The 17,440-nt window shown below is 71.8% G+C and carries 17 protein-coding genes; 12 read left to right on the top strand and 5 right to left on the bottom strand.

What is annotated here, in order from left to right:
- Positions 1 to 116: 116 nt before the first annotated feature.
- On the bottom strand, positions 117 to 1,052 hold the full coding sequence (locus tag Aco03nite_RS45280) for an SDR family oxidoreductase (protein WP_203807996.1): 936 nt from the start codon (positions 1,050 to 1,052) through the stop codon (positions 117 to 119).
- A gap of 251 nt (positions 1,053 to 1,303) precedes the next feature.
- A complete protein-coding gene (locus Aco03nite_RS45275) occupies positions 1,304 to 2,167 on the bottom strand; it encodes a TIGR03620 family F420-dependent LLM class oxidoreductase (RefSeq protein ID WP_203807994.1) in 864 nt (287 codons plus the stop codon).
- Positions 2,168 to 2,285: 118 nt separating this feature from the next.
- Between Aco03nite_RS45275 and Aco03nite_RS45270 the strand changes: the two genes are divergently transcribed.
- The gene (locus Aco03nite_RS45270; RefSeq protein ID WP_203807992.1) at positions 2,286 to 2,906 is read left to right on the top strand and encodes a TetR/AcrR family transcriptional regulator; all 621 of its coding nucleotides are present in this window, start codon (positions 2,286 to 2,288) and stop codon (positions 2,904 to 2,906) included.
- A 9-nt stretch (positions 2,907 to 2,915) separates the two neighbouring features.
- The gene (locus Aco03nite_RS45265; protein ID WP_203807990.1) at positions 2,916 to 3,650 is read left to right on the top strand and encodes a 16S rRNA (uracil(1498)-N(3))-methyltransferase; all 735 of its coding nucleotides are present in this window, start codon (positions 2,916 to 2,918) and stop codon (positions 3,648 to 3,650) included.
- On the opposite strand, the gene Aco03nite_RS45260 is transcribed toward Aco03nite_RS45265, so the two are convergent.
- Together Aco03nite_RS45260 and Aco03nite_RS45255 are read right to left on the bottom strand one after the other, a co-directional pair.
- Entirely contained in the window at positions 3,618 to 4,436 is an 819-nt protein-coding gene (locus Aco03nite_RS45260; protein ID WP_203807988.1) for a class I SAM-dependent methyltransferase, read from the bottom strand. The genes Aco03nite_RS45265 and Aco03nite_RS45260 overlap by 33 nt on opposite strands.
- A 24-nt stretch (positions 4,437 to 4,460) precedes the next feature.
- On the bottom strand, positions 4,461 to 6,863 hold the full coding sequence (locus Aco03nite_RS45255) for a beta-glucosidase family protein (protein ID WP_203807986.1): 2,403 nt from the start codon (positions 6,861 to 6,863) through the stop codon (positions 4,461 to 4,463).
- Positions 6,864 to 6,937: 74 nt separating this feature from the next.
- Between Aco03nite_RS45255 and Aco03nite_RS45250 the strand changes: the two genes are divergently transcribed.
- The 8 genes from Aco03nite_RS45250 to Aco03nite_RS45215 all read left to right on the top strand — a co-directional run bounded on the left by Aco03nite_RS45250 (position 6,938) and on the right by Aco03nite_RS45215 (position 14,991).
- On the top strand, positions 6,938 to 7,285 hold the full coding sequence (locus Aco03nite_RS45250) for an HIT domain-containing protein (protein ID WP_203807984.1): 348 nt from the start codon (positions 6,938 to 6,940) through the stop codon (positions 7,283 to 7,285).
- A gap of 73 nt (positions 7,286 to 7,358) precedes the next feature.
- Complete coding sequence (locus Aco03nite_RS45245) at positions 7,359 to 8,741, top strand: serine hydrolase domain-containing protein (protein WP_203807982.1); 1,383 nt, start codon at positions 7,359 to 7,361, stop codon at positions 8,739 to 8,741.
- Between the two features lie 129 nt (positions 8,742 to 8,870).
- On the top strand, positions 8,871 to 9,950 hold the full coding sequence (locus Aco03nite_RS45240; RefSeq protein WP_203807980.1) for a PhoH family protein: 1,080 nt from the start codon (positions 8,871 to 8,873) through the stop codon (positions 9,948 to 9,950).
- A gap of 24 nt (positions 9,951 to 9,974) precedes the next feature.
- Complete coding sequence (gene ybeY / locus Aco03nite_RS45235; RefSeq protein WP_203807978.1) at positions 9,975 to 10,445, top strand: rRNA maturation RNase YbeY; 471 nt, start codon at positions 9,975 to 9,977, stop codon at positions 10,443 to 10,445.
- A gap of 2 nt (positions 10,446 to 10,447) precedes the next feature.
- Complete coding sequence (locus Aco03nite_RS45230) at positions 10,448 to 11,794, top strand: hemolysin family protein (RefSeq protein ID WP_203807976.1); 1,347 nt, start codon at positions 10,448 to 10,450, stop codon at positions 11,792 to 11,794.
- On the top strand, positions 11,787 to 12,143 hold the full coding sequence (locus Aco03nite_RS45225; protein WP_203807974.1) for a cytidine deaminase-like protein: 357 nt from the start codon (positions 11,787 to 11,789) through the stop codon (positions 12,141 to 12,143). Before Aco03nite_RS45230 ends, Aco03nite_RS45225 begins: the two co-directional genes overlap by 8 nt.
- Positions 12,144 to 12,892: 749 nt before the next feature.
- On the top strand, positions 12,893 to 13,786 hold the full coding sequence (gene era / locus Aco03nite_RS45220; RefSeq protein WP_203807998.1) for a GTPase Era: 894 nt from the start codon (positions 12,893 to 12,895) through the stop codon (positions 13,784 to 13,786).
- Between the two features lie 83 nt (positions 13,787 to 13,869).
- Complete coding sequence (locus Aco03nite_RS45215) at positions 13,870 to 14,991, top strand: acyltransferase family protein (RefSeq protein WP_203807972.1); 1,122 nt, start codon at positions 13,870 to 13,872, stop codon at positions 14,989 to 14,991.
- Here the strand turns inward: Aco03nite_RS45215 and Aco03nite_RS45210 are convergent.
- The gene (locus tag Aco03nite_RS45210) at positions 14,978 to 15,745 is read right to left on the bottom strand and encodes a DUF4097 family beta strand repeat-containing protein (protein ID WP_203807970.1); all 768 of its coding nucleotides are present in this window, start codon (positions 15,743 to 15,745) and stop codon (positions 14,978 to 14,980) included. The two genes, Aco03nite_RS45215 and Aco03nite_RS45210, sit on opposite strands and share 14 nt — an antisense overlap.
- Positions 15,746 to 15,851: 106 nt before the next feature.
- Here Aco03nite_RS45210 and recO point away from each other — a divergent pair, with 106 nt between their 5' ends.
- Both recO and Aco03nite_RS45200 read left to right on the top strand, forming a co-directional pair.
- Positions 15,852 to 16,628, top strand: coding sequence for a DNA repair protein RecO (gene recO / locus Aco03nite_RS45205; RefSeq protein WP_239145968.1), 777 nt, complete (start codon positions 15,852 to 15,854; stop codon positions 16,626 to 16,628).
- The gene (locus Aco03nite_RS45200) at positions 16,625 to 17,407 is read left to right on the top strand and encodes an isoprenyl transferase (RefSeq protein WP_203807966.1); all 783 of its coding nucleotides are present in this window, start codon (positions 16,625 to 16,627) and stop codon (positions 17,405 to 17,407) included. Before recO ends, Aco03nite_RS45200 begins: the two co-directional genes overlap by 4 nt.
- The last annotated feature ends 33 nt before the right edge of the window (positions 17,408 to 17,440 follow it).

Below are 17,440 nucleotides of genomic sequence, written 5' to 3'. Positions count from 1 at the left end.
AACCGGAACCGGAACCGGAACCGGAACCGGAACCGGAACCGGAACCGGAACCGGAACCGGAACCGGAACCGGAACCGGAACCGGAACCAAAGAACCGAAGAAGCCGGATGAATCGGTCAGACCTGGCTGGCGCCGCCGTCTACGTACAGTTCGGCGCCGGTCATGAAGCTGCTGCGATTCGAGGCGAGGAAGACGACCGCGTCGGCGATCTCCTCGGGCCGGCCCAGCCGGTTCATCGGCACTCCCGAGGCCAGTCCTTCGAGCAGCTGCGCGGCGGCGGCCGGGTCGGGTGCCAGCCCGCTCAGGCCGGGGGTTTCGATCGGTCCGGGCGCGATGCTGTTGACCCGGATCTCCCGCCCGGTCAGTTCGGCCGCCCAGCTGCGGGCGAAGGATCGCAGAGCGGCCTTGCTGGCGGCGTGGACGCTGAACGAAGCGGCGCCCTTCACATCGATGTTGGAGCTGGTCAGGATCACCGAGGCGCCCCGGTTGAGCAACGGAAGCACCTTCTGCACGGTGAACAGGGTGCCGCCCACGTTGGTGTGAAACGTATCGGCGAAGTGCTCCCAGGTGATGCCCCCGAGCGCGGCGAATTCCCCACCCCCGGCGTTGGCGAAGAGCACGTCCAGCCCTCGCCCCCGCTCCGCGATCATGGCGGCCACCCGGTCGAGGTCAGCCAGATCAGCGACATCGGCCCGAATCCCGGTGACCTTCGCCCGCCGCCCGGGAGCGGCCGCCTGGAGCCCGCTTACGGCTGCTCCACCTCCGGTGACATTCGCCCGCCCGGGAGCGACCGACTGGAGCCCACTTGCGGCTGCGCCATTTCCGGTGGCCTTCGTCCCGGTGCCGGTGGCGTCCGCTCCATTTCCGGTGGAGTTCGTCGCGGTGCCGGTGGCGGCCTCCCCGATCGAAGCGACGGCCGCGTCCAGGGTCTCCTGCCGCCGTCCGGTGACGAAAACGTGCGCACCCTCGGCAGCGAGGGCCTTGGCCGCGGCGAGGCCGATGCCGGAGGTCCCGCCGGTGACGAGGGCGATCTTGTCGTCGAGCTGTCCCATGATCTTTTCTCCTTGAAGTGAACCGCGAAGTGAACCGCGAAGTGAGTTGCGGCCGAGGGCGGCCAGGGCGGGGCCTACGGGGAAGGCGCCAGGCCGGGGCCGGCGGGTGGGGCCGGCCGGCTCGCGTTACCGCGAGCGGAAGGTCAGGGCTCAGTGGGTGGGGCTGGCCGGATCGCGTTACCGCGAGCGGAAGGTCAGGGCTCGGTGGGTGGGGCCGGCCGGCTCGCGCTGCCGCGAGGGGAGGCGGGACGTCAGTGGGTCAGGGCGGCCAGTTCGCGCCACTGTGTGCGGGGCAGGCCGGGGGATCCCGGGGCGGTGAGGACGTGGAGGGCTACGTGGTCGGCGCCCGCGTCCAGGTGCTCCCGGATGCGGGCGGCCAGGGTGTCGGTGGTGCCGTGGGCGACCAGTGCGTCGATCAGCCGGTCGCTGCCGCCCGGGATCAGGTCGTCGTCGGTGAAGCCGAGCCGGCGTAGGTTGGCCTGGTAGGTAGGGAATCCGAGGAACATGCCGATCCCGGCCCGGGCCGCTGCCCGGGCCCGTTCCGGGTCGGTCTCCAGCACGACCGCCTGGTGCGGGGCGATGAGGGCAGCGGCGCCGACCCGGGCCCGTTCGGCGGCGACGTACCCGGGCGTGACCAGGAACGGATGCCAGCCCGCGGTCCGGGCCACCGCGAGGTCCACCATCCGCGGCCCGAGAGCCCCGAGCAGGCGCCGGGCCGGCGGGACGGGATCGCCCAGCCCGTCCAGGTAGTGGCTCATCGTCGCGACCGGACTGCCGTACTCCCGGCCGTGCGCGGCGGCCCCGGCCGAGCTGCCGATGCCGAGGCCGACGACGGTCCGCTCGCCGTGGGCGGCGTCCAGTGCGGCGATCCGCCGGGTCAGGTCGGCGGGGGTCTGTCCCCAGATGTTCAGCACCCCGGTGACCACCCGGCTGTGGGGTGCCGCGGTGAGCAGATGGCCGACGTCGTCGAGGGCGCCGGCACCGTCCAGCCCGGGCAGCCAGAGTGTCGTCCAGCCGAGTTCATCCAGCTCAGCGACGGCTTCCCGGATCTGGGGGCGGTGCGCGCCGCGGAGTTCGGTGCTCCACAGCCCGACCCGGCCGAGGTTCTGTGTCATGACGTCCTCCCGATTTCCATACCGTTCGGTATCGAATTCGGGAACGCCGGCCCGGCCCCCGGGAATTCCGTACCGATCGGTTAAGATGACCTACGTCACGAATGATCGGGAGGGCTCGATGCCGCAGGGAACCCGGGAACGTGGCCGGCCGCGCTCCTTCGACACGCAGGCGGCTCTGGACCGGGCGGTCGAGGTGTTCTGGCGGCAGGGCTACGAGGGCGCCTCACTGACCGACCTGACCGCGGCGATGGGGATCAGCCGCCCCAGCATGTACGCGGCCTTCGGCAACAAGGACGACCTGTTCCGCCGCGTGGTCGCCCGCTACGCCGAGATCGACATGGCCTACGCCCGGGAGGCACTCGAGCAGCCCACCGCGTACCGCGTGATCGAATCCTTCCTCCGGGCCAACGCCGACGCGCTGACCAGGACCGACCGCCCCGCCGGGTGCCTGTCGATCCAGGGCGGCCTGGCCGGGGGCAGCGACCGGGGCCGGATCGCCCGGTTCCTGGCCGAGAGCCGGCTCGCCGGCGAACGGGCCCTGGCCGCCCGGCTGGCCGCCGCGGTCGCCGAGGGGGACCTGCCGCCCGGCACCGACCCGGACGCGCTGGCCCGCTACGTGACGGTGGTCAGCGAGGGCAATGCCGTGCACGCCACCGCCGGCGCCGACCGGGCGAGCCTGCACGCCACCGTCGACTTCGCGTTGCAGGCCGTTCCGCGCCGGCCCGGAGTGGTGGGCTAGCGTGCGGGCATGTCCGCGCCGCTGTTCCTGGTCGAGAGTCTGCCCACCGGTCTGTCGTTCACGCTGGACGGGCCGGAGGGGCATCATGCCGCCACCGTGCAGCGGCTGCGGGTGGGGGAGTCGCTGATCCTCGCCGACGGGCGGGGTGGCACCGCGCACGCCCAGGTGGCCGCGGTGGGCCGGGGCAGTGTCGACGTGGCGGTGCTCAGCACCGCCGCCGAGCCGGCGCCGGATCCGCGGCTGACCGTGGTGCAGGGCATCGCCAAAGGGGACCGGGGTGAGCTGGCCGTGCAGGCGATGACCGAGGTCGGCGTGGACGAGATCGTGCCCTGGGCGGCGTCCCGTTCGGTGGCCCAGTGGCGTGGCGACCGCGGTTTCAAGGCCCGTGACAAGTGGGCGTCGACCGCCCGGGAGGCCGCCAAGCAGGCCCGCCGCTCCTGGCTGCCGGTGGTCTCCGGCGATCCGGACTGCTCCACGAAACAGGTTGCGACCCGGCTCGCCGGGGCCGCGGCGGCGTTCGTGCTGCACGAGGAGGCCACCGAGCGGCTGACCGCGACGGCCCTGCCGGAGTCGGGGGAGATCGTGCTGGTGGTCGGCCCCGAGGGTGGGATCAGCGACGCCGAGCTGGACGTCTTCCGGGCGGCCGGGGCGACCCCGGTGAAGCTGGGGAACGCGGTGCTGCGCACCTCGACCGCCGGAGTCGCCGCCCTGTCAGTGCTCTCCGCCCGGCTGGACCGCTGGTGAGGCCGGGCGCCGGGCGATCGCGACGTCGGTGAAGACGGTGAGTTCGATGGTGCCGCCGTGGTCGTCGATCACCGCGATCAGGTCGTCGATCGCTGCTTCGCGGCGGTCCTCGTCGAGCATCCGGAAGCCCGAGATCGACCGGAGATGGTCCCGGTAGGCGGCGGAGGTGTAGCTGCGCGCCGACCGGTAACGCCGGGTGTGCGCTTCGGTGAAGACCTCCGGCACGTCGGCCATGTCCGGCCATTCCGCGGCGAACTCCCGGGGTTCCGCCGGAATGCTGCTGAGCAGCAGCGCGTGCGGCGCCTGACCGATCTCGGCCAGCCCGTGCCGGCTGTCGACCGCGGCCAGTTCGGTGTGCAGGCGCTCGTCGGCGAGCAGGAAGACGTTCCAGAACGGGGCGAGCACCCCACCGGGCGCCAGCGCGTCGAAGGCCAGCCGGGTGCGGCGGGCCGGGTCCACCCAGTGCCAGGCCTGGGCGCTGATCAGCAGACCGTAGGCCCGGTCCGGTGTCCAGTCCTCGAAGGTGGTCTCGACGATCGGGACTCCGGGGACGGTCCGGCGCAGCACGGCGGCCATCCGGGCGTCCGGTTCCAGGCAGGTGAGGTCGACGTCGTGGGCGGCGAACGCGGCGGTCGCCTTGCCGGTGCCGGCCCCGACCTCCAGGACCGGCCCCGGCCCGGCCAGCGCCAGCAGATCGCTGACGAGGCCGGCCGGGTAGCCGGGGCGGACCCGATGGTATTCCTCGGCCTGCTCGCCGAAGACCTGACCGCGCACACGTGAAGTCATGCCCGTGAATATAAAACGGTTCGGTCAGCGCCGGATCTCGGTGGAGCGGCGCGGGTCGTCCAGGGCGTGGGCGGCGATCACCGTGTAGGCGCCGGGGACCGTCTGCCAGCCGTCGTTCCACACCTGGAAGGCCCGCTCCGGGAGCGGAACGGTCACCGTGACGGATTCGCCCGGCACGGCGTCGGCGATCCCGAATCCGGCCAGCCAGCGTTCCGGCCGCTCCACCGGTGACACGTCGTCGGAACGGTCCGGGGTGTACGAGTCCGCGCCCGGTGCGAGGTAGATCTGCACGACCTCACGGCCCGCGCGCCAGCCGGTGTTCGTGACCGTCACCTTGACCTCGGATCCGGAGCAGGCGAGGTGGTCGTACGACCAATCGGTGTAGCCCTGACCGGAACCGAACGCGAACAGCGGCTCGGCCTCCGACCGCAACCACCCGCGGTAACCGATGAAGATCCCCTCGTCGTAACCGAGGGTGCCGTCGACGGGTGTCACGTCGAGCACCGGGCAGTCCTGTTCGGTCCGCGGCCAGGTGGTCGGCAGGCGTCCGCCGGGCTCGGCGACCCCGAGCAGCACGTCGGCGAGCGCGGCGCCCGCCTCCTGCCCGGGGAACCAGGTGAGCAGCACCGCCGCCACCTCGTCGGCCCACGGCAACAGCACCGGCGAACCGGCGTTGACCACGACGATCGTCCGCGGGTTGGCGGCGGCGACCCGGGTCACCAGCTCGTCCTGCCGGCCCGGCAGCGCCAGCGAGGTCCGGTCGAAGCCCTCCGACTCGACCTGCTCGGTGGTGCCGACGACGATCACCGCGACGTCCGAGTTCGCGGCCAGCTCGACCGCCTCGGCGATCAGTCCCTCCTCGTCCGGGCCCGGCGCCCGGTGACCGAGCGTGGTGGAGACCGAGTGCGCGGCGCCGGCTTCGAAGGTCTGCCGCAGCACCACCGGCACCGGGACACCGGCCTCCAGGGTCACCGGGAACCGGACCTCGCGCGGGTGCAGCAGCAGGTCGGCGCGGCCGGTGCCGGGCGGGTGCAGCGAGCCCTGGTAGAGCTTCTCGGCGCCGACGGTCAACTCGAACGCGCCGAACCCGGAGACCGCCAGGACGTGCTCGCCACCGGCCGCCGGGGTGATCTCGGTGCGCAGCTCCAGCTCGGTGATCCCTGCCACGTCCAGACCGCCGGGCGGGTCGCCGATCCAGCGGATGCCGGCCGTCGTGACCGGGAACTCGTGCTCGGCGATCGCGAACCGGAACGGCGCCCAGTCCGGGCCGGCCGCGGCGGGCAGGAACGGGCGCGGGTCGGCGCCGATCGCGTACGCCACGTCGACCCCCGGCAGGTCGGCCCGCAGGCCGTCCAGCGGCGAGATCACGTGCGGCGGGGTGACCTGGGCGCTGCCGCCGCCGAGCACCCGCGCGTCGGTGGCCAGCGCGCCGATCACCGCGACCCGGGTCAGCTCCCCGGCTTCCAGCGGCAGCGCCCCGTCGACGTTGCGGGCCAGCACGAACGACCCGGTCGCCACGTCCCGCGCGACGTCGTCGCCGTTCTCGTCCAGCGGCACGCCGGCCAGATCGAACCCTTCCAGCGCGCCGGTACGGGCGGCCAGCAGCAGCACCCGGCGCACCTTGTCGTCGACGACCTCTTCGGGGACGGCGCCGGACCGCACCGCCTCGACCAGGGCCGGCCCCCACGGGTTGTCCATCGCGGGCATCGCCACGTCCAGCCCGCCGAGCGCGGACGCCACCGTGTCCCGGGCGGCCCGCCAGTCGGAGACCACCACCCCGTCGAAGCCCCACTCGCGTTTCAGGATCTCGTCCTGGATCCGCCCGTTCGCCGCCATCGACGTGCCGTTGACCGCGTTGTAGGAGCTCATCACGCCCCAGCCGCCGGCGTCGGCCACCCGCTCGAACGGCGCGAGGTACATCTCCCGCAGCGCGCGCTCCGGGATCCGTACGTCCACGGTCATCCGCTCGGTCTCGAAGTCGTTGCCGACCAGGTGCTTCACCGTGGTGCCGACGTTGTGCTCCTGCACGCCGTGCACGAAGCCGACCGCGATCTCGCCGGTGAGCAGCGGATCCTCCGAGTAGCACTCGAAGTGCCGGCCACCGAGCGGGGTGCGGTGCAGGTTCACCGTGGGGCCGAGCAGCAGGTGCACCCCCTTGCGGCGGGACTCCTGGCCGAGCAGCCGGCCGGCCCGGCGGGCCAGCGCGACGTCCCAGGTGGCGGCGAGCGCGGTGGGGCTGGGCAGGGCGATCGAGGGGTCGTCGGGGGTGTACCCGGTGCCCCGGACACCGACCGGCCCGTCCGACATGACCAGTGCGCCCAGCCCGATCCGGGGGACGGCCGGCAGCGACCAGAAGTCCTGGCCGGTGAGCAGGGACACCTTCTCCTCCAGGCTGAGTTGCCCGAGGAGATCGTCGAGATCGGTCAAGAGAGCGCTCCCACTTGTCGTGTACGAGGATCCGGCGACCATCTTCACCCACCCCGGACCATAAGATCCATGGGGTGGAAACCTCCTGCCTGTTCTGCCGCATCGTGGCCGGCGAGATCCCCGCGACGGTCGTGCACCGCACCGGCACCACCGTCGCCTTCCGGGACATCGACCCGAAAGCCCCCTCGCACGTCCTGGTCGTCCCGGTCGCCCACCACGCGGATGTGACCGAGCTCGCCGGAGACCCGGCCGTGGCCGCCGACGTGCTGGCCACCGCCGCGAAGGTCGCCGAGCTGGAGGGGCTGACCGGTGGTTTCCGGGTCATCTTCAACACCGGCGCGCACGGCGGCCAGGAGGTCTTCCACGTGCACGCGCACGTGGTCGGCGGCGCCCCGCTCGGCCCGATGCTGGCCCGACCATGAGCGAGCTGGCGAGCGAATCATGCAGCTCAGTTGATGAATCATGCCGGCGCTGGAGCGAAGCGGAGGCGCCGGCATGAGCACCCCCGGGCCACAATTTGAACGAGCGGTTCGGAGGGCTCAGGCGGACGGGCGGGTTCCGGCGATCTCGGTCGCGCTGCACCGCGCCGACCGCGAGCCGTGGGTCTGCACCGTCGGCGCCTCCGGCAACCCGGATCACCCGCTCGGGGTACACAGCCGGTTCCGGATCGGCTCGGTCACCAAGACGTTCACCGCGGTGCTCGTCATGCAGGCCCGCGACGACGGGCTGCTCGACCTGGACCAGCCGATCTCGGCGTACCTGGACGTACCAGCGCACGGCGACGCCACGATCCGGCGGCTGCTGTCGCACACCGCCGGGTTCCAGCGCGAACCGCACGGCGACGTCTGGGACACCCTGCTCGCCCCGGACACCGGGCGGCTGCTCGCCGAACTGGACCGGGCCGAGCGGGTGCTGCCCAACGCCCGCCGCTACCACTACTCCAACCTCGGCCCGGCCGTCCTCGGTCACCTGGTCGCCGAGCTGCGCGGCGGCACCTGGGCGGAGATCCTCGCCGACCGGATCCTGGCGCCGCTCGGGCTGACCCGGACCACCGTCCCGGCCCCGCCCGAGGCGGTCGTCGGCTACCTGGTCGACACCTATTCCGACGCGGCCCGCCCGGAACCGCCCGTCGACCTGGCCGGGGTCGGCCCGGCCGCCCAGCTCTGGAGCACCGCCGGGGACATGGCGACGTGGGCCGCCTTCCTGACCAGCCCGGAGATCGTCGACCCGGACGCGAAGGTGCTCGCCGCCGCGACCGTCGACGAGATGCGCTGGCCGCTGACCACCACCGACGAGACCCTGTGGGCGGCCGGGTTCGGGCTCGGCCTGATCCTCGCCCCGGAGGGCAAACGGATCACGCACGTCGGCCACGACGGGGCGATGCCCGGTTTCCTGGCCGGTGTCTACGGCCGGCGCGGCGGCGACGGCAACCCGGGCGCGCTCGGCTGCGCGGTGCTCGGCTCCTCCGGCACCGCCGGTGAGATCAACGACCTGGTCCACGAGCTGCTGCGACTCGCCGTCGACCTGGACCCGGCCGAGATCCGGACGTGGCGGCCCGCCCCACCGGCGCCCGCCGCCTTCCGCTCGGTCCTGGGCCGATGGTGGGGCGAGGGCACCGAGTTCGTCTTCGCCTGGCACGACGGGCAGCTCCAGGCCCGGGCGGTGGACGCGCCGGCGAGCCGCCCACCCGCTGTCTTCGAGCCGCTGGACGGGCAGCCGGACGTGCTCCGGACGGCGTCCGGGCGGGAGGTCGGCGAGTTGCTGCGCCTCACCCGGGACGACACCGGGGCGGTCACCCGGATGCACTGGGCGACGTACCGGTTCACCCGGCGCCAGGAGGCTTTCGACGGCGGGTGGGCGTCCGACGGTCCCGAATAGGGTCCTGGCGATAATGGCATCGGCGTCCGGGCGGCCGAGCGGATAGGATGGCACGATCCTCGAGCGAGCCGCCCGATCCGGGTGGCGCAGAAGAAGAGAGCAGGTGGCGGAGGCCCGCCGGGCCACCCTATGACCGGTACGCCGAACGAATCCAGCACTGGCTCGACCAGCCCGGTGCGGGCGCAGACCAAGATCTCGGTGAACGATCCGAAGATCATGGTGAACCTGCTCGGCGCCAAGGACGAGATCCTCCGGCTCATCGAGCGCAATCTCGACAGCGACGTCCACGTCCGCGGCAACGAGATCACCATCACCGGCGACCCGGCGGAGAACGCGACCGCCGAGCGTCTCTTCTCCGAGCTCATCGAGCTGATCGAGAAGGGCGAGACGCTCACCGTCGACGCCGTGCGCCGCACCCTCCGGATGCTCGAGGAGAACACCTCCGAGCGTCCGGCCGAAGTCCTCACCCTCAACATCCTGTCCCGCCGCGGCAAGACCATCCGGCCCAAGACGCTGGGGCAGAAGCGTTACGTCGACGCCATCGACGAGAACACCATCGTCTTCGGCATCGGCCCCGCCGGTACCGGTAAGACGTATCTCGCGATGGCCAAGGCCGTGCAGGCGCTGCAGGCCAAGCAGATCAGCCGGATCATCCTGACCCGGCCGGCGGTCGAGGCGGGCGAGCGGCTCGGGTTCCTCCCGGGCAGCCTGACCGAGAAGATCGATCCTTATCTGCGCCCGCTCTACGACGCGCTGCACGACATGCTCGACCCGGAGACGATCCCGAGGCTGATGGCCGCCGGGACCATCGAGGTCGCGCCGCTGGCGTACATGCGTGGCCGTACGCTGAACGACGCCTTCATCATCCTGGACGAGGCTCAGAACACCACGCCCGAGCAGATGAAGATGTTCCTGACCCGGCTCGGGTTCGGGGCGAAGATCGTGGTGACCGGTGACGTGACCCAGGTCGACCTGCCCGGCGGGACGACCAGTGGCCTCAAGATCGTGCGGGAGATCCTGCGCGACGTCGAGGACGTGCACTTCTCGGAGCTGTCCAGCTCCGACGTGGTGCGGCACCGACTGGTCGCCGAGATCGTCGACGCCTACGCGCGGTTCGACGCCGCGGTGGAACAACAGGCAGCACAATCCGTCCACGCCGTGCCGGGCCGGGCCGCCAGCGGTGGCCGGGCGCCGAGCCGCCGGCGCTGAGTAACAAGGGGTAATCGCACCACTATGTCCATCGAGATCGCCAACGAGTCGGGAGTCGAGGTCGACACCGACGCGATTCTCGCGGTCGCCCGGCACGCCCTGGACGAGATGGGGGTCAACCCGCTCGCCGAGCTGTCGATCCTTCTCATCGACATCGACTACATGGCCGAGCTGAACCACCGGTGGATGGACGGCGACGGCCCCACCGACGTGCTCGCCTTCCCGATGGACGAGGGGAGTGTCGACCACGGTCCCGGCGAGTCCGGGACGGGTGAGCCGGCGCTGCTCGGCGACATCGTGCTCTCGCCGGAGGTGGCCGCCAAACAGGCCGCGGCCGTCGGGCACTCGACCGCCGACGAGCTGCACCTGCTCACCGTGCACGGCGCTCTTCACCTGCTCGGCTACGACCATGCCGAGCCGGAGGAGGAGCGGGAGATGTTCGCTCTGCAGAACAAGCTGCTGCAGAGCTGGCGGGCCGGCCGCAAAGCCGACTGATCATGGACCCCGCCTCGGCCGGCCTACCGGATCTGCAACTGATCATTATCGCGGTCGTGCTGGTGCTCCTCGCCGGCCTGGCCTCGATGACGGACGCCGCGCTGGCGACCGTCTCCCACGCCCGTGCCAGCGAGCTGGACCGGGAAGGGCGGCGGGGCGCCGGCGCGCTCGCCGCCGTGGCCTCCGACGTCGTCCGCTACGTCAACCTGCTGCTGCTGTTGCGCCTGCTCTGCGAGCTGACCGCGACCACGCTGGTGGCGCTCGTCGCGGTGGACACCTGGGGAGTCGGCTGGCAGGCCGCCCTGGTGTCGGCCGGCGCGATGACGCTGGTCAGCTTCGTGGTGGTGGGGGTCGCGCCACGGACCCTCGGGCGGCAGCACGCGTACGCGGTGGGCCGGGCGACCGCCCCGCTGGTGCGCTGGCTGGGCAAGGTGCTGAACCCGCTCGCCAAGCTGCTGATCCTGATCGGCAACGCGGTGACCCCGGGCAAGGGGTTCCCGGAGGGGCCGTTCGGCAGCCAGGTCGAGCTGCGTGAGCTGGTCGACCTGGCGGAGCAGCGCGGCGTGGTCGAGCACGGCGAACGCGAGATGATCCACTCGGTGTTCGGGCTGGGGGACACCATCGCCCGCGAGGTGATGGTCCCGCGTACCGAAATGGTGTGGATCGAGGCTCCCAAGACGCTCCAACAGGCGCTCTTCCTCTTCCTGCGGTCCGGGTTCTCCCGGATCCCGGTGATCGGGGAGAGTGTCGACGACGTGCTCGGGGTGCTCTACCTCAAGGACGTGATCCGGCGCACGCAGAACGGGGATCCGGCCGCCACCTCGCAGGCGGTCGCCGACGCGATGCGCCCGGCCAACTTCGTGCCGGAGTCGAAACCTGTCGACGACCTGCTCTCCGAGATGCAGGCCGCCCGCAACCACCTGGTCATCGTCGTCGACGAGTACGGCGGCACCGCCGGCCTGGTCACCATCGAGGACATCCTCGAGGAGATCGTCGGCGAGATCACCGACGAGTACGATGTCGAGCGCCCGCCGATCGAGCACCTGGAGGACGGGGCGGTGCGGGTCACCGCACGGCTGCCGATCGAGGACCTCGGCACCGTCTTCGGTGTCGAACTGCCGGCCGACGAGGTCGAGACCGTCGGTGGCCTGCTCGCGCAGACACTGGGCCGGGTGCCCATCCCGGGCGCCCAGGCCGAGGTGGAAGGCCTGCACCTGACCGCCGAAGGCACCACCGGCCGGCGCAACCGGATCGACTCGGTGCTGGTGCGCCGGGTTCGGGCCGAACCCGCCGGGGAATTTGACGAGAACAACGCTGAGAACGAGGAAAGACAACCCGCCGATGCCTGACCAGACCGTTGCCGAAGAACAGTTGAGCGCCGAGGACACCAAGCTGGTGACCCTCGCGCGCCACTCCCGCACCCGGGTGGGCGCGGCCGAGGGGGCGGCGGTCCGGGATCAGGACGGGCGCACCTACGCGGCCGCGTCGGTCACCCTGCCGCACCTGACCCTGAGCGCGTTGCAGGCGGCGGTGGCCCAGGCCGCCTCCGCCGGGGCCACCGCGATCGAGGCGGCCGCGGTCGTCACCGAGGCGCCCGCGCTGGAGGAGTCCGGTCTCGCCGCGGTCCGTGACCTCGGTCCGGCCGCACCGATCCACCTGGCCGGCCCGTCCGGCACGCTGACCGGCACGGTCGCCTGATGGCCGGCCAGTCCCAGGACCGTCGTCCGGCCTCCGGTGACCGTCGTCCCACCTCTGGTGAGCGCCGTCCCACCACCGGTGACCGCCGTCCGGCCGCGGGTGAGCGCCGTCCCGCCGCTGACGAGCGTCGCCTCACCGCCGGTGAGCGGAACGAGATCCGGCGGCAGGAGCGGCGTGCGGCCCGGAAAGAGGCCGAGCAGAACGCCGCCGGTCAGGGTGGGCGCCGGCGTGGCGGGTCCGCGGGTGGTTCCGGTGGTTCCACTTCCCGATCCGGCGGTACGTCCGGAGCCGGGTCCACCGGCGGCCGGGGCACGTCCTCCCGCACCGGTTCCACCTCGGGCGGCGCTGCCCGGACGGGTTCCACCTCGGGTGACCCGGGCCGGACCGGCTCGACCCGGACCGGTTCCATCGAGAGCGGCTCGGCTCGTGGCGCGGCCAAGAGCGATGCGGGCCGGAGCGGCGCGGGCCGGAGCAGTGCCGCGCGGACCGGTTCGGCCAAGGGCGCTCCGGCCAAGGGGGCGCCCGCCAAGATCGAAGTCACCATGACCGGTGACGCCAAGCCGGTGCACGTCCGGCGGGGCGCGGCCAGGTTCGGCGCCGGCCGGGCACAGGCCGCTGCCGCGAAAGCCGCGGAGGCCCCCTACGTCGACCCCCGGTCCGCCGCGGCAGAGCCCACGGCGGACGGCGAGGGCCGTACCGGCGGCAAGGGTTTTGAACGCAAGAAGCACCGGCATCGCGCCGCGCGCCCGATCGCCCCGAAGGACGACGTCTATCGCGCCGGTTTCGCCTGTTTCGTCGGGCGGCCGAATGCCGGCAAGTCGACCCTGACCAACGCCATCATCGGTCAGAAGATCGCGATCACCTCGAACAAGCCGCAGACCACCAGGCACGTGATCCGGGGCATCCTGCACCGCCCGGACTCGCAGCTGGTGCTGGTCGACACGCCGGGTCTGCACCGCCCCCGGACGCTGCTCGGCGAGCGGCTCAACGACCTGGTCCGCGAGGTGTGGAGCGAGACCGACGTGATCGGTGTCTGCTTCCCGGCCGACGAGCCGATCGGGCGCGGCGACCGCTTCATCTCCACCGAGATCAGCGAGCTGAAGGCCAAGGTCGTCGCGGTGGTCACCAAGGTGGACCTGGTCGACCCGGCCACGCTGGCGCAGCGGCTGCTGGCGGTGTCCGAACTCTACGACTTCGCCGAGATCATCCCGGTGAGTGCGGTCTCCGGGCATCAGGTGGACAACCTGATCGATGTGCTGATCCGCCACCTGCCGGAGTCGCCGCAGCTCTACCCGGACGACGTGCTGACCGACGAGCCGGAGCAGGTGCTGATCGGCGAGCTGATCCGGGAGGCCGCGCTGGAGGGGGTTCGCGACGAGCTTCCCCACTCGATCGCGGTGATCGTCGAGGAGATGCTGGTCGAGGGGAAGGTCACCAAGATCTTCGCCGATCTCTACGTCGAGCGGGACAGTCAGAAGTCGATCGTGATCGGCACCAAGGGCGCGCGTCTCAAGGACGTCGGATCGAAGGCTCGCGCTGAGATCGAACAGCTCCTCGGCCGGCGGATCTACCTTGACCTGCACGTTCGCGTCGCCAAGGAGTGGCAGCGGGATCCTAAGCAGCTTCGTAAGCTCGGTTTCTAGATCGAAACGTGGACATTCCCCGACTATGGTGTTCTTCACCATAGTTTGCACAGGTTGGTGTTAGCCGGGTAACACCTTGGGCCATGCGAAACCGGTACCTGGACCTGCTTCGGGCCGTCGCGACCGTCCGGGTGGTCACGTATCACGTGACCGGTTGGGCGGCCTTCACCGTCGTTTTTCCAGCGATGTCGGTGATGTTCGCGCTCGGCGGGTCACTGATGGCGGCTTCGCTGGACCGGTTCGGAGTGTGGGCGGTGGAGCGACGGCTCCGCCGCCTGCTGCCGTCACTGTGGATGATCGCCCTGATCGCGGTCACCACCATGCTCGCCACCGGCACGTCGACGTGGAACCCGGCACTGCTGCTGTGGGGTTTCCCGATCGACACCCCGGTGGCGTCCGGCTGGTGGATCCAGGGGCTCGGGCACGCCTGGTACCTGCGGGACTTCCTGTGGATGGTGCTGCTCACCCCGATCGTGCTGCCGCTCTACCGGCGCTTCCCGATCCCGACACTCCTGGCGCCGTACGTGGCGCTGACCGTCGTCACCCTGGCCGGCCTCACCATCCCGCCCGTCGTGCACGGCCTGGTGCTCTACGGCGGGGCCTGGATGCTCGGTTTCGCGCACCACGACGGGCACCTGGAACGACTCGGGCGCACGCGGCTGCTGGGCCTCGCGGTGGCGCTCGCCGTCCCCGCGGTGCTGTGGACCGTCACCCACCCCAGCCCACGCGGGTACGACCTGAACGACATCCCGCTCGGCAACGCCCTCTGGTCGGCCGCCTTCATCCTGATCGTGCTCGGCTGGGTGCGCCCGCCGGAGGTGCGCGAGAGCCGGGTGCTCACCGTGCTGAACGCGCGGGCCCTCACGATCTACCTGTGGCACGTGCCGGTGGTGATCACGGTGACCCAGTTCGCCGAGCGGCACGCGCTGCCGCTCACCGGCTGGGTGGGGATCACCTGGCGACTCACCGTGGTCTTCCTCGGGGTCGGGGCGATGATCGCGCTGTTCGGCTGGATCGAGGACATCGCGGCCGGGCGCCGGCCGGTGCTGCTGCCCGGCCGCCGGATCCCGGTGCCGGTCTCCCCGGCACCCGCCCTTCCGCCGGCCCCCGCCGTCTCCCCGGCACCCGTCTTTCCGGCACCTGCTGACACCGCATCCTCGGCCACCCCCGTGGCGGCCGTGGCTCCGGGCTCTAAGCGGCGCTGATCCGCACGTCGCCCTGGCGGGTGCGCAGGTCCAGGACGTTGGTGGCCTTCGGGTCGTTCTTGACGTCCTCCACCCTCGCCTCGCCCGACCCGGTGTGGGTGGCCACCCGGTAATCGCCCTCCGGGACGACCAGATCGATGTCGCCGCTGGTCGCCGAGGCGGTCACCGAGGTCGGCCTGGCCAGGGTGAGCCGGATGTCGCCGGAGGTCAGCTTGGTGGTCACCGGCCCGGCGGCATCGGTCACGTTGATCTCGCCGGAGCGGGTCTCCACGTCGACCGCGCCGCCACCGATCACCTCCATGTCGCCCGAGTTGGCCCGCAGCTTGACCGGGCCGGTCGCCTCCTGCACCAGCACGTCGCCGGACTTCACGGTCAGGTCGACCGAGCCCACCGCGGTCAGCTGCACGAAGCCGGAGTTCAGCTCGCCGCGGACGCCGACCCCGGGCGGGGTGGTGATCTCGTAGGTGAGATCACAGGCGTTGCCGCAGTCGGTGGCCAGCGTCAGCACCCCGGCGGACACCTGGTAGGTGACGTCGGGGGAGGTGCCGCCCCGGACGATCCGGCGGATCGTCGTCTCGGTCGCGCCGGGCGCGGCGTCGACCATGACGTTGCCGGTGCGGCCGGACACCACGATCTCAGTGATCTTGGTCTTCTCGACGTCGTTGAAGGTCATCCGGGCACCCACCACGCCGTCACAGCCGGCCACGGCGCCCACCGAGACGGCGGCGAGGATCAGGGCAACTCTTCGGGTCATGCCCCGACGCTATTCCGGGACCTTCCCCGGCAACACCGGACCGGTCCCCGAGACGACCCTGAGATCCGGGTCAGGGTTTGTCGTAGGCACGGGGCAGAATGGCGGGGTGCCCGCCGGATACCGCAGACAGCTCTACCGCGACGACGCGGTGGTCCTGCGCGCCCAGAAACTCGGCGAGAGCGACCGCATCGTCACCCTGCTGACCCGCCGGCACGGCCGGTTGCGCGCCGTCGCCCGGGGCGTCCGCCGCACCGGCTCCCGGTTCGGGGCCCGGCTCGAGCCGTTCGGGCACATCGACCTCCAGCTGGCCGGCTCCCCCGAGGGGGTGGGCAGCTCGCTGCACTCGGTCAGCCAGGTCGAGGCGGTCACCCTGTTCGGGAAGAACCTGCTCACCGACTACCCGCGATACACCGCGGCCAGCGCCATCTGCGAGACCGCCGAGCGGCTCACCCCGGTCGAGCGGGAGCCCTCGCTGCGGCTGTTCCAGCTCACCCTCGGCGCCCTCAAAGCGCTCGCGGTGGGGGAGCACGCCGGCACCCTGGTGCTCGACGCCTACCTGTTGCGGGCGATGGCCGTCGCGGGCTGGGCGCCGGCGATCACCGAGTGCGCCGTGTGCGGCACCACGGGACGGCACGGTGCGTTCTCCGTACCGGCAGGGGGCTCGGTCTGCCCGGACTGCCGCCCACCCGGCGCCGCGCATCCCAGCCCGGACACCCTCGGCCTGATGGTCGCCCTGACCACCGGCGACTGGACCGTCGCGGACTCCTCGGCGCCCTCGACGCGCCGGGAGTGCAGCGGACTGGTCGCCGCCCACCTGCAATGGCACATGGAGCGGGCACTACGCTCGCTTCCGCTAGTCGATCGACGGGAGTTGAACTCGTGAGCCCGCGTCCGCCCACTCCGCACGTCTCCGGTGCCCGGCCGCCCAAGCTGCCGGCCGCCGCGCTGCCGAAGCACATCGCCGTCGTCATGGACGGCAACGGCCGCTGGGCCAAGGAGCGCGGCCTGTCCCGCACCAAGGGGCACGAGCAGGGCGAGTTCTCGCTCTTCGACACCATCGAGGGCGCCATCGAGCTGGGCATCCCCTACCTGTCGGCCTACGCGTTCTCCACCGAGAACTGGAAGCGGTCGCCGGAGGAGGTGCGCTTCCTGATGGGCTTCAACCGGGACGTCATCCGCCGCCGCCGGGACCAGCTCGTCGACCTCGGGGTGCGGGTGGTCTGGTCCGGCCGGGCCGGGCGGCTGTGGAAGAGCGTCATCTCCGAGCTGCAGACCGCCGAGGAGATGAGCCGCGGCAACAAGACGCTCACCCTGCAGTTCTGCGTCAACTACGGCGGCCAGGCGGAGATCGCCGACGCGGCCGCGGCCATCGCCCGGGACGTGGCAGCCGGCAAGCTCAAGGCCGACAAGGTCAACGAGAAGACCATCGCGAAATACCTGTACCACCCGGAGATCCCCGAGGTGGACATGTTCCTGCGGCCCTCCGGCGAGCAGCGCACGTCGAACTTCCTGCTCTGGCAGTCGGCCTACGCCGAGATGGTCTACCTGGACACCCTCTGGCCCGACTTCGACAGGCGTCACCTCTGGTACGCGTGCGAGTTGTACGCCCAGCGGGACCGTCGTTTCGGCGGCGCCCTGCCGAACCCGGTCAGCCCGACCTGACCCGTCCTGCCGAACCCGGTCAGCCCGGCCTGA

This window comes from Actinoplanes couchii (assembly GCF_016862075.1).
GTDB classification, from domain to species: Bacteria; Actinomycetota; Actinomycetes; order Mycobacteriales; family Micromonosporaceae; genus Actinoplanes; species Actinoplanes couchii.
The sequence above is the reverse complement of the archived record's forward strand: the minus strand, read 5'-3'. Positions and strand labels throughout refer to the sequence as shown.

Bases quoted from the DNA above. Each gene is read 5' to 3' on its own strand.
- Aco03nite_RS45280 (WP_203807996.1), bottom strand. From the start codon at position 1,052: ATGGGACAGCTCGACGACAAGATCGCCCTCGTCACCGGCGGGACCTCC.
- Aco03nite_RS45275 (WP_203807994.1), bottom strand. From the start codon at position 2,167: ATGACACAGAACCTCGGCCGGGTCGGGCTGTGGAGCACCGAACTCCGC.
- Aco03nite_RS45270 (WP_203807992.1), top strand. From the start codon at position 2,286: ATGCCGCAGGGAACCCGGGAACGTGGCCGGCCGCGCTCCTTCGACACG.
- Aco03nite_RS45265 (WP_203807990.1), top strand. From the start codon at position 2,916: ATGTCCGCGCCGCTGTTCCTGGTCGAGAGTCTGCCCACCGGTCTGTCG.
- Aco03nite_RS45260 (WP_203807988.1), bottom strand. From the start codon at position 4,436: ATGACTTCACGTGTGCGCGGTCAGGTCTTCGGCGAGCAGGCCGAGGAA.
- Aco03nite_RS45245 (WP_203807982.1), top strand. From the start codon at position 7,359: ATGAGCACCCCCGGGCCACAATTTGAACGAGCGGTTCGGAGGGCTCAG.
- Aco03nite_RS45240 (WP_203807980.1), top strand. From the start codon at position 8,871: ATGACCGGTACGCCGAACGAATCCAGCACTGGCTCGACCAGCCCGGTG.
- ybeY (WP_203807978.1), top strand. From the start codon at position 9,975: ATGTCCATCGAGATCGCCAACGAGTCGGGAGTCGAGGTCGACACCGAC.
- Aco03nite_RS45230 (WP_203807976.1), top strand. From the start codon at position 10,448: ATGGACCCCGCCTCGGCCGGCCTACCGGATCTGCAACTGATCATTATC.
- Aco03nite_RS45225 (WP_203807974.1), top strand. From the start codon at position 11,787: ATGCCTGACCAGACCGTTGCCGAAGAACAGTTGAGCGCCGAGGACACC.
- Aco03nite_RS45215 (WP_203807972.1), top strand. From the start codon at position 13,870: ATGCGAAACCGGTACCTGGACCTGCTTCGGGCCGTCGCGACCGTCCGG.
- Aco03nite_RS45210 (WP_203807970.1), bottom strand. From the start codon at position 15,745: ATGACCCGAAGAGTTGCCCTGATCCTCGCCGCCGTCTCGGTGGGCGCC.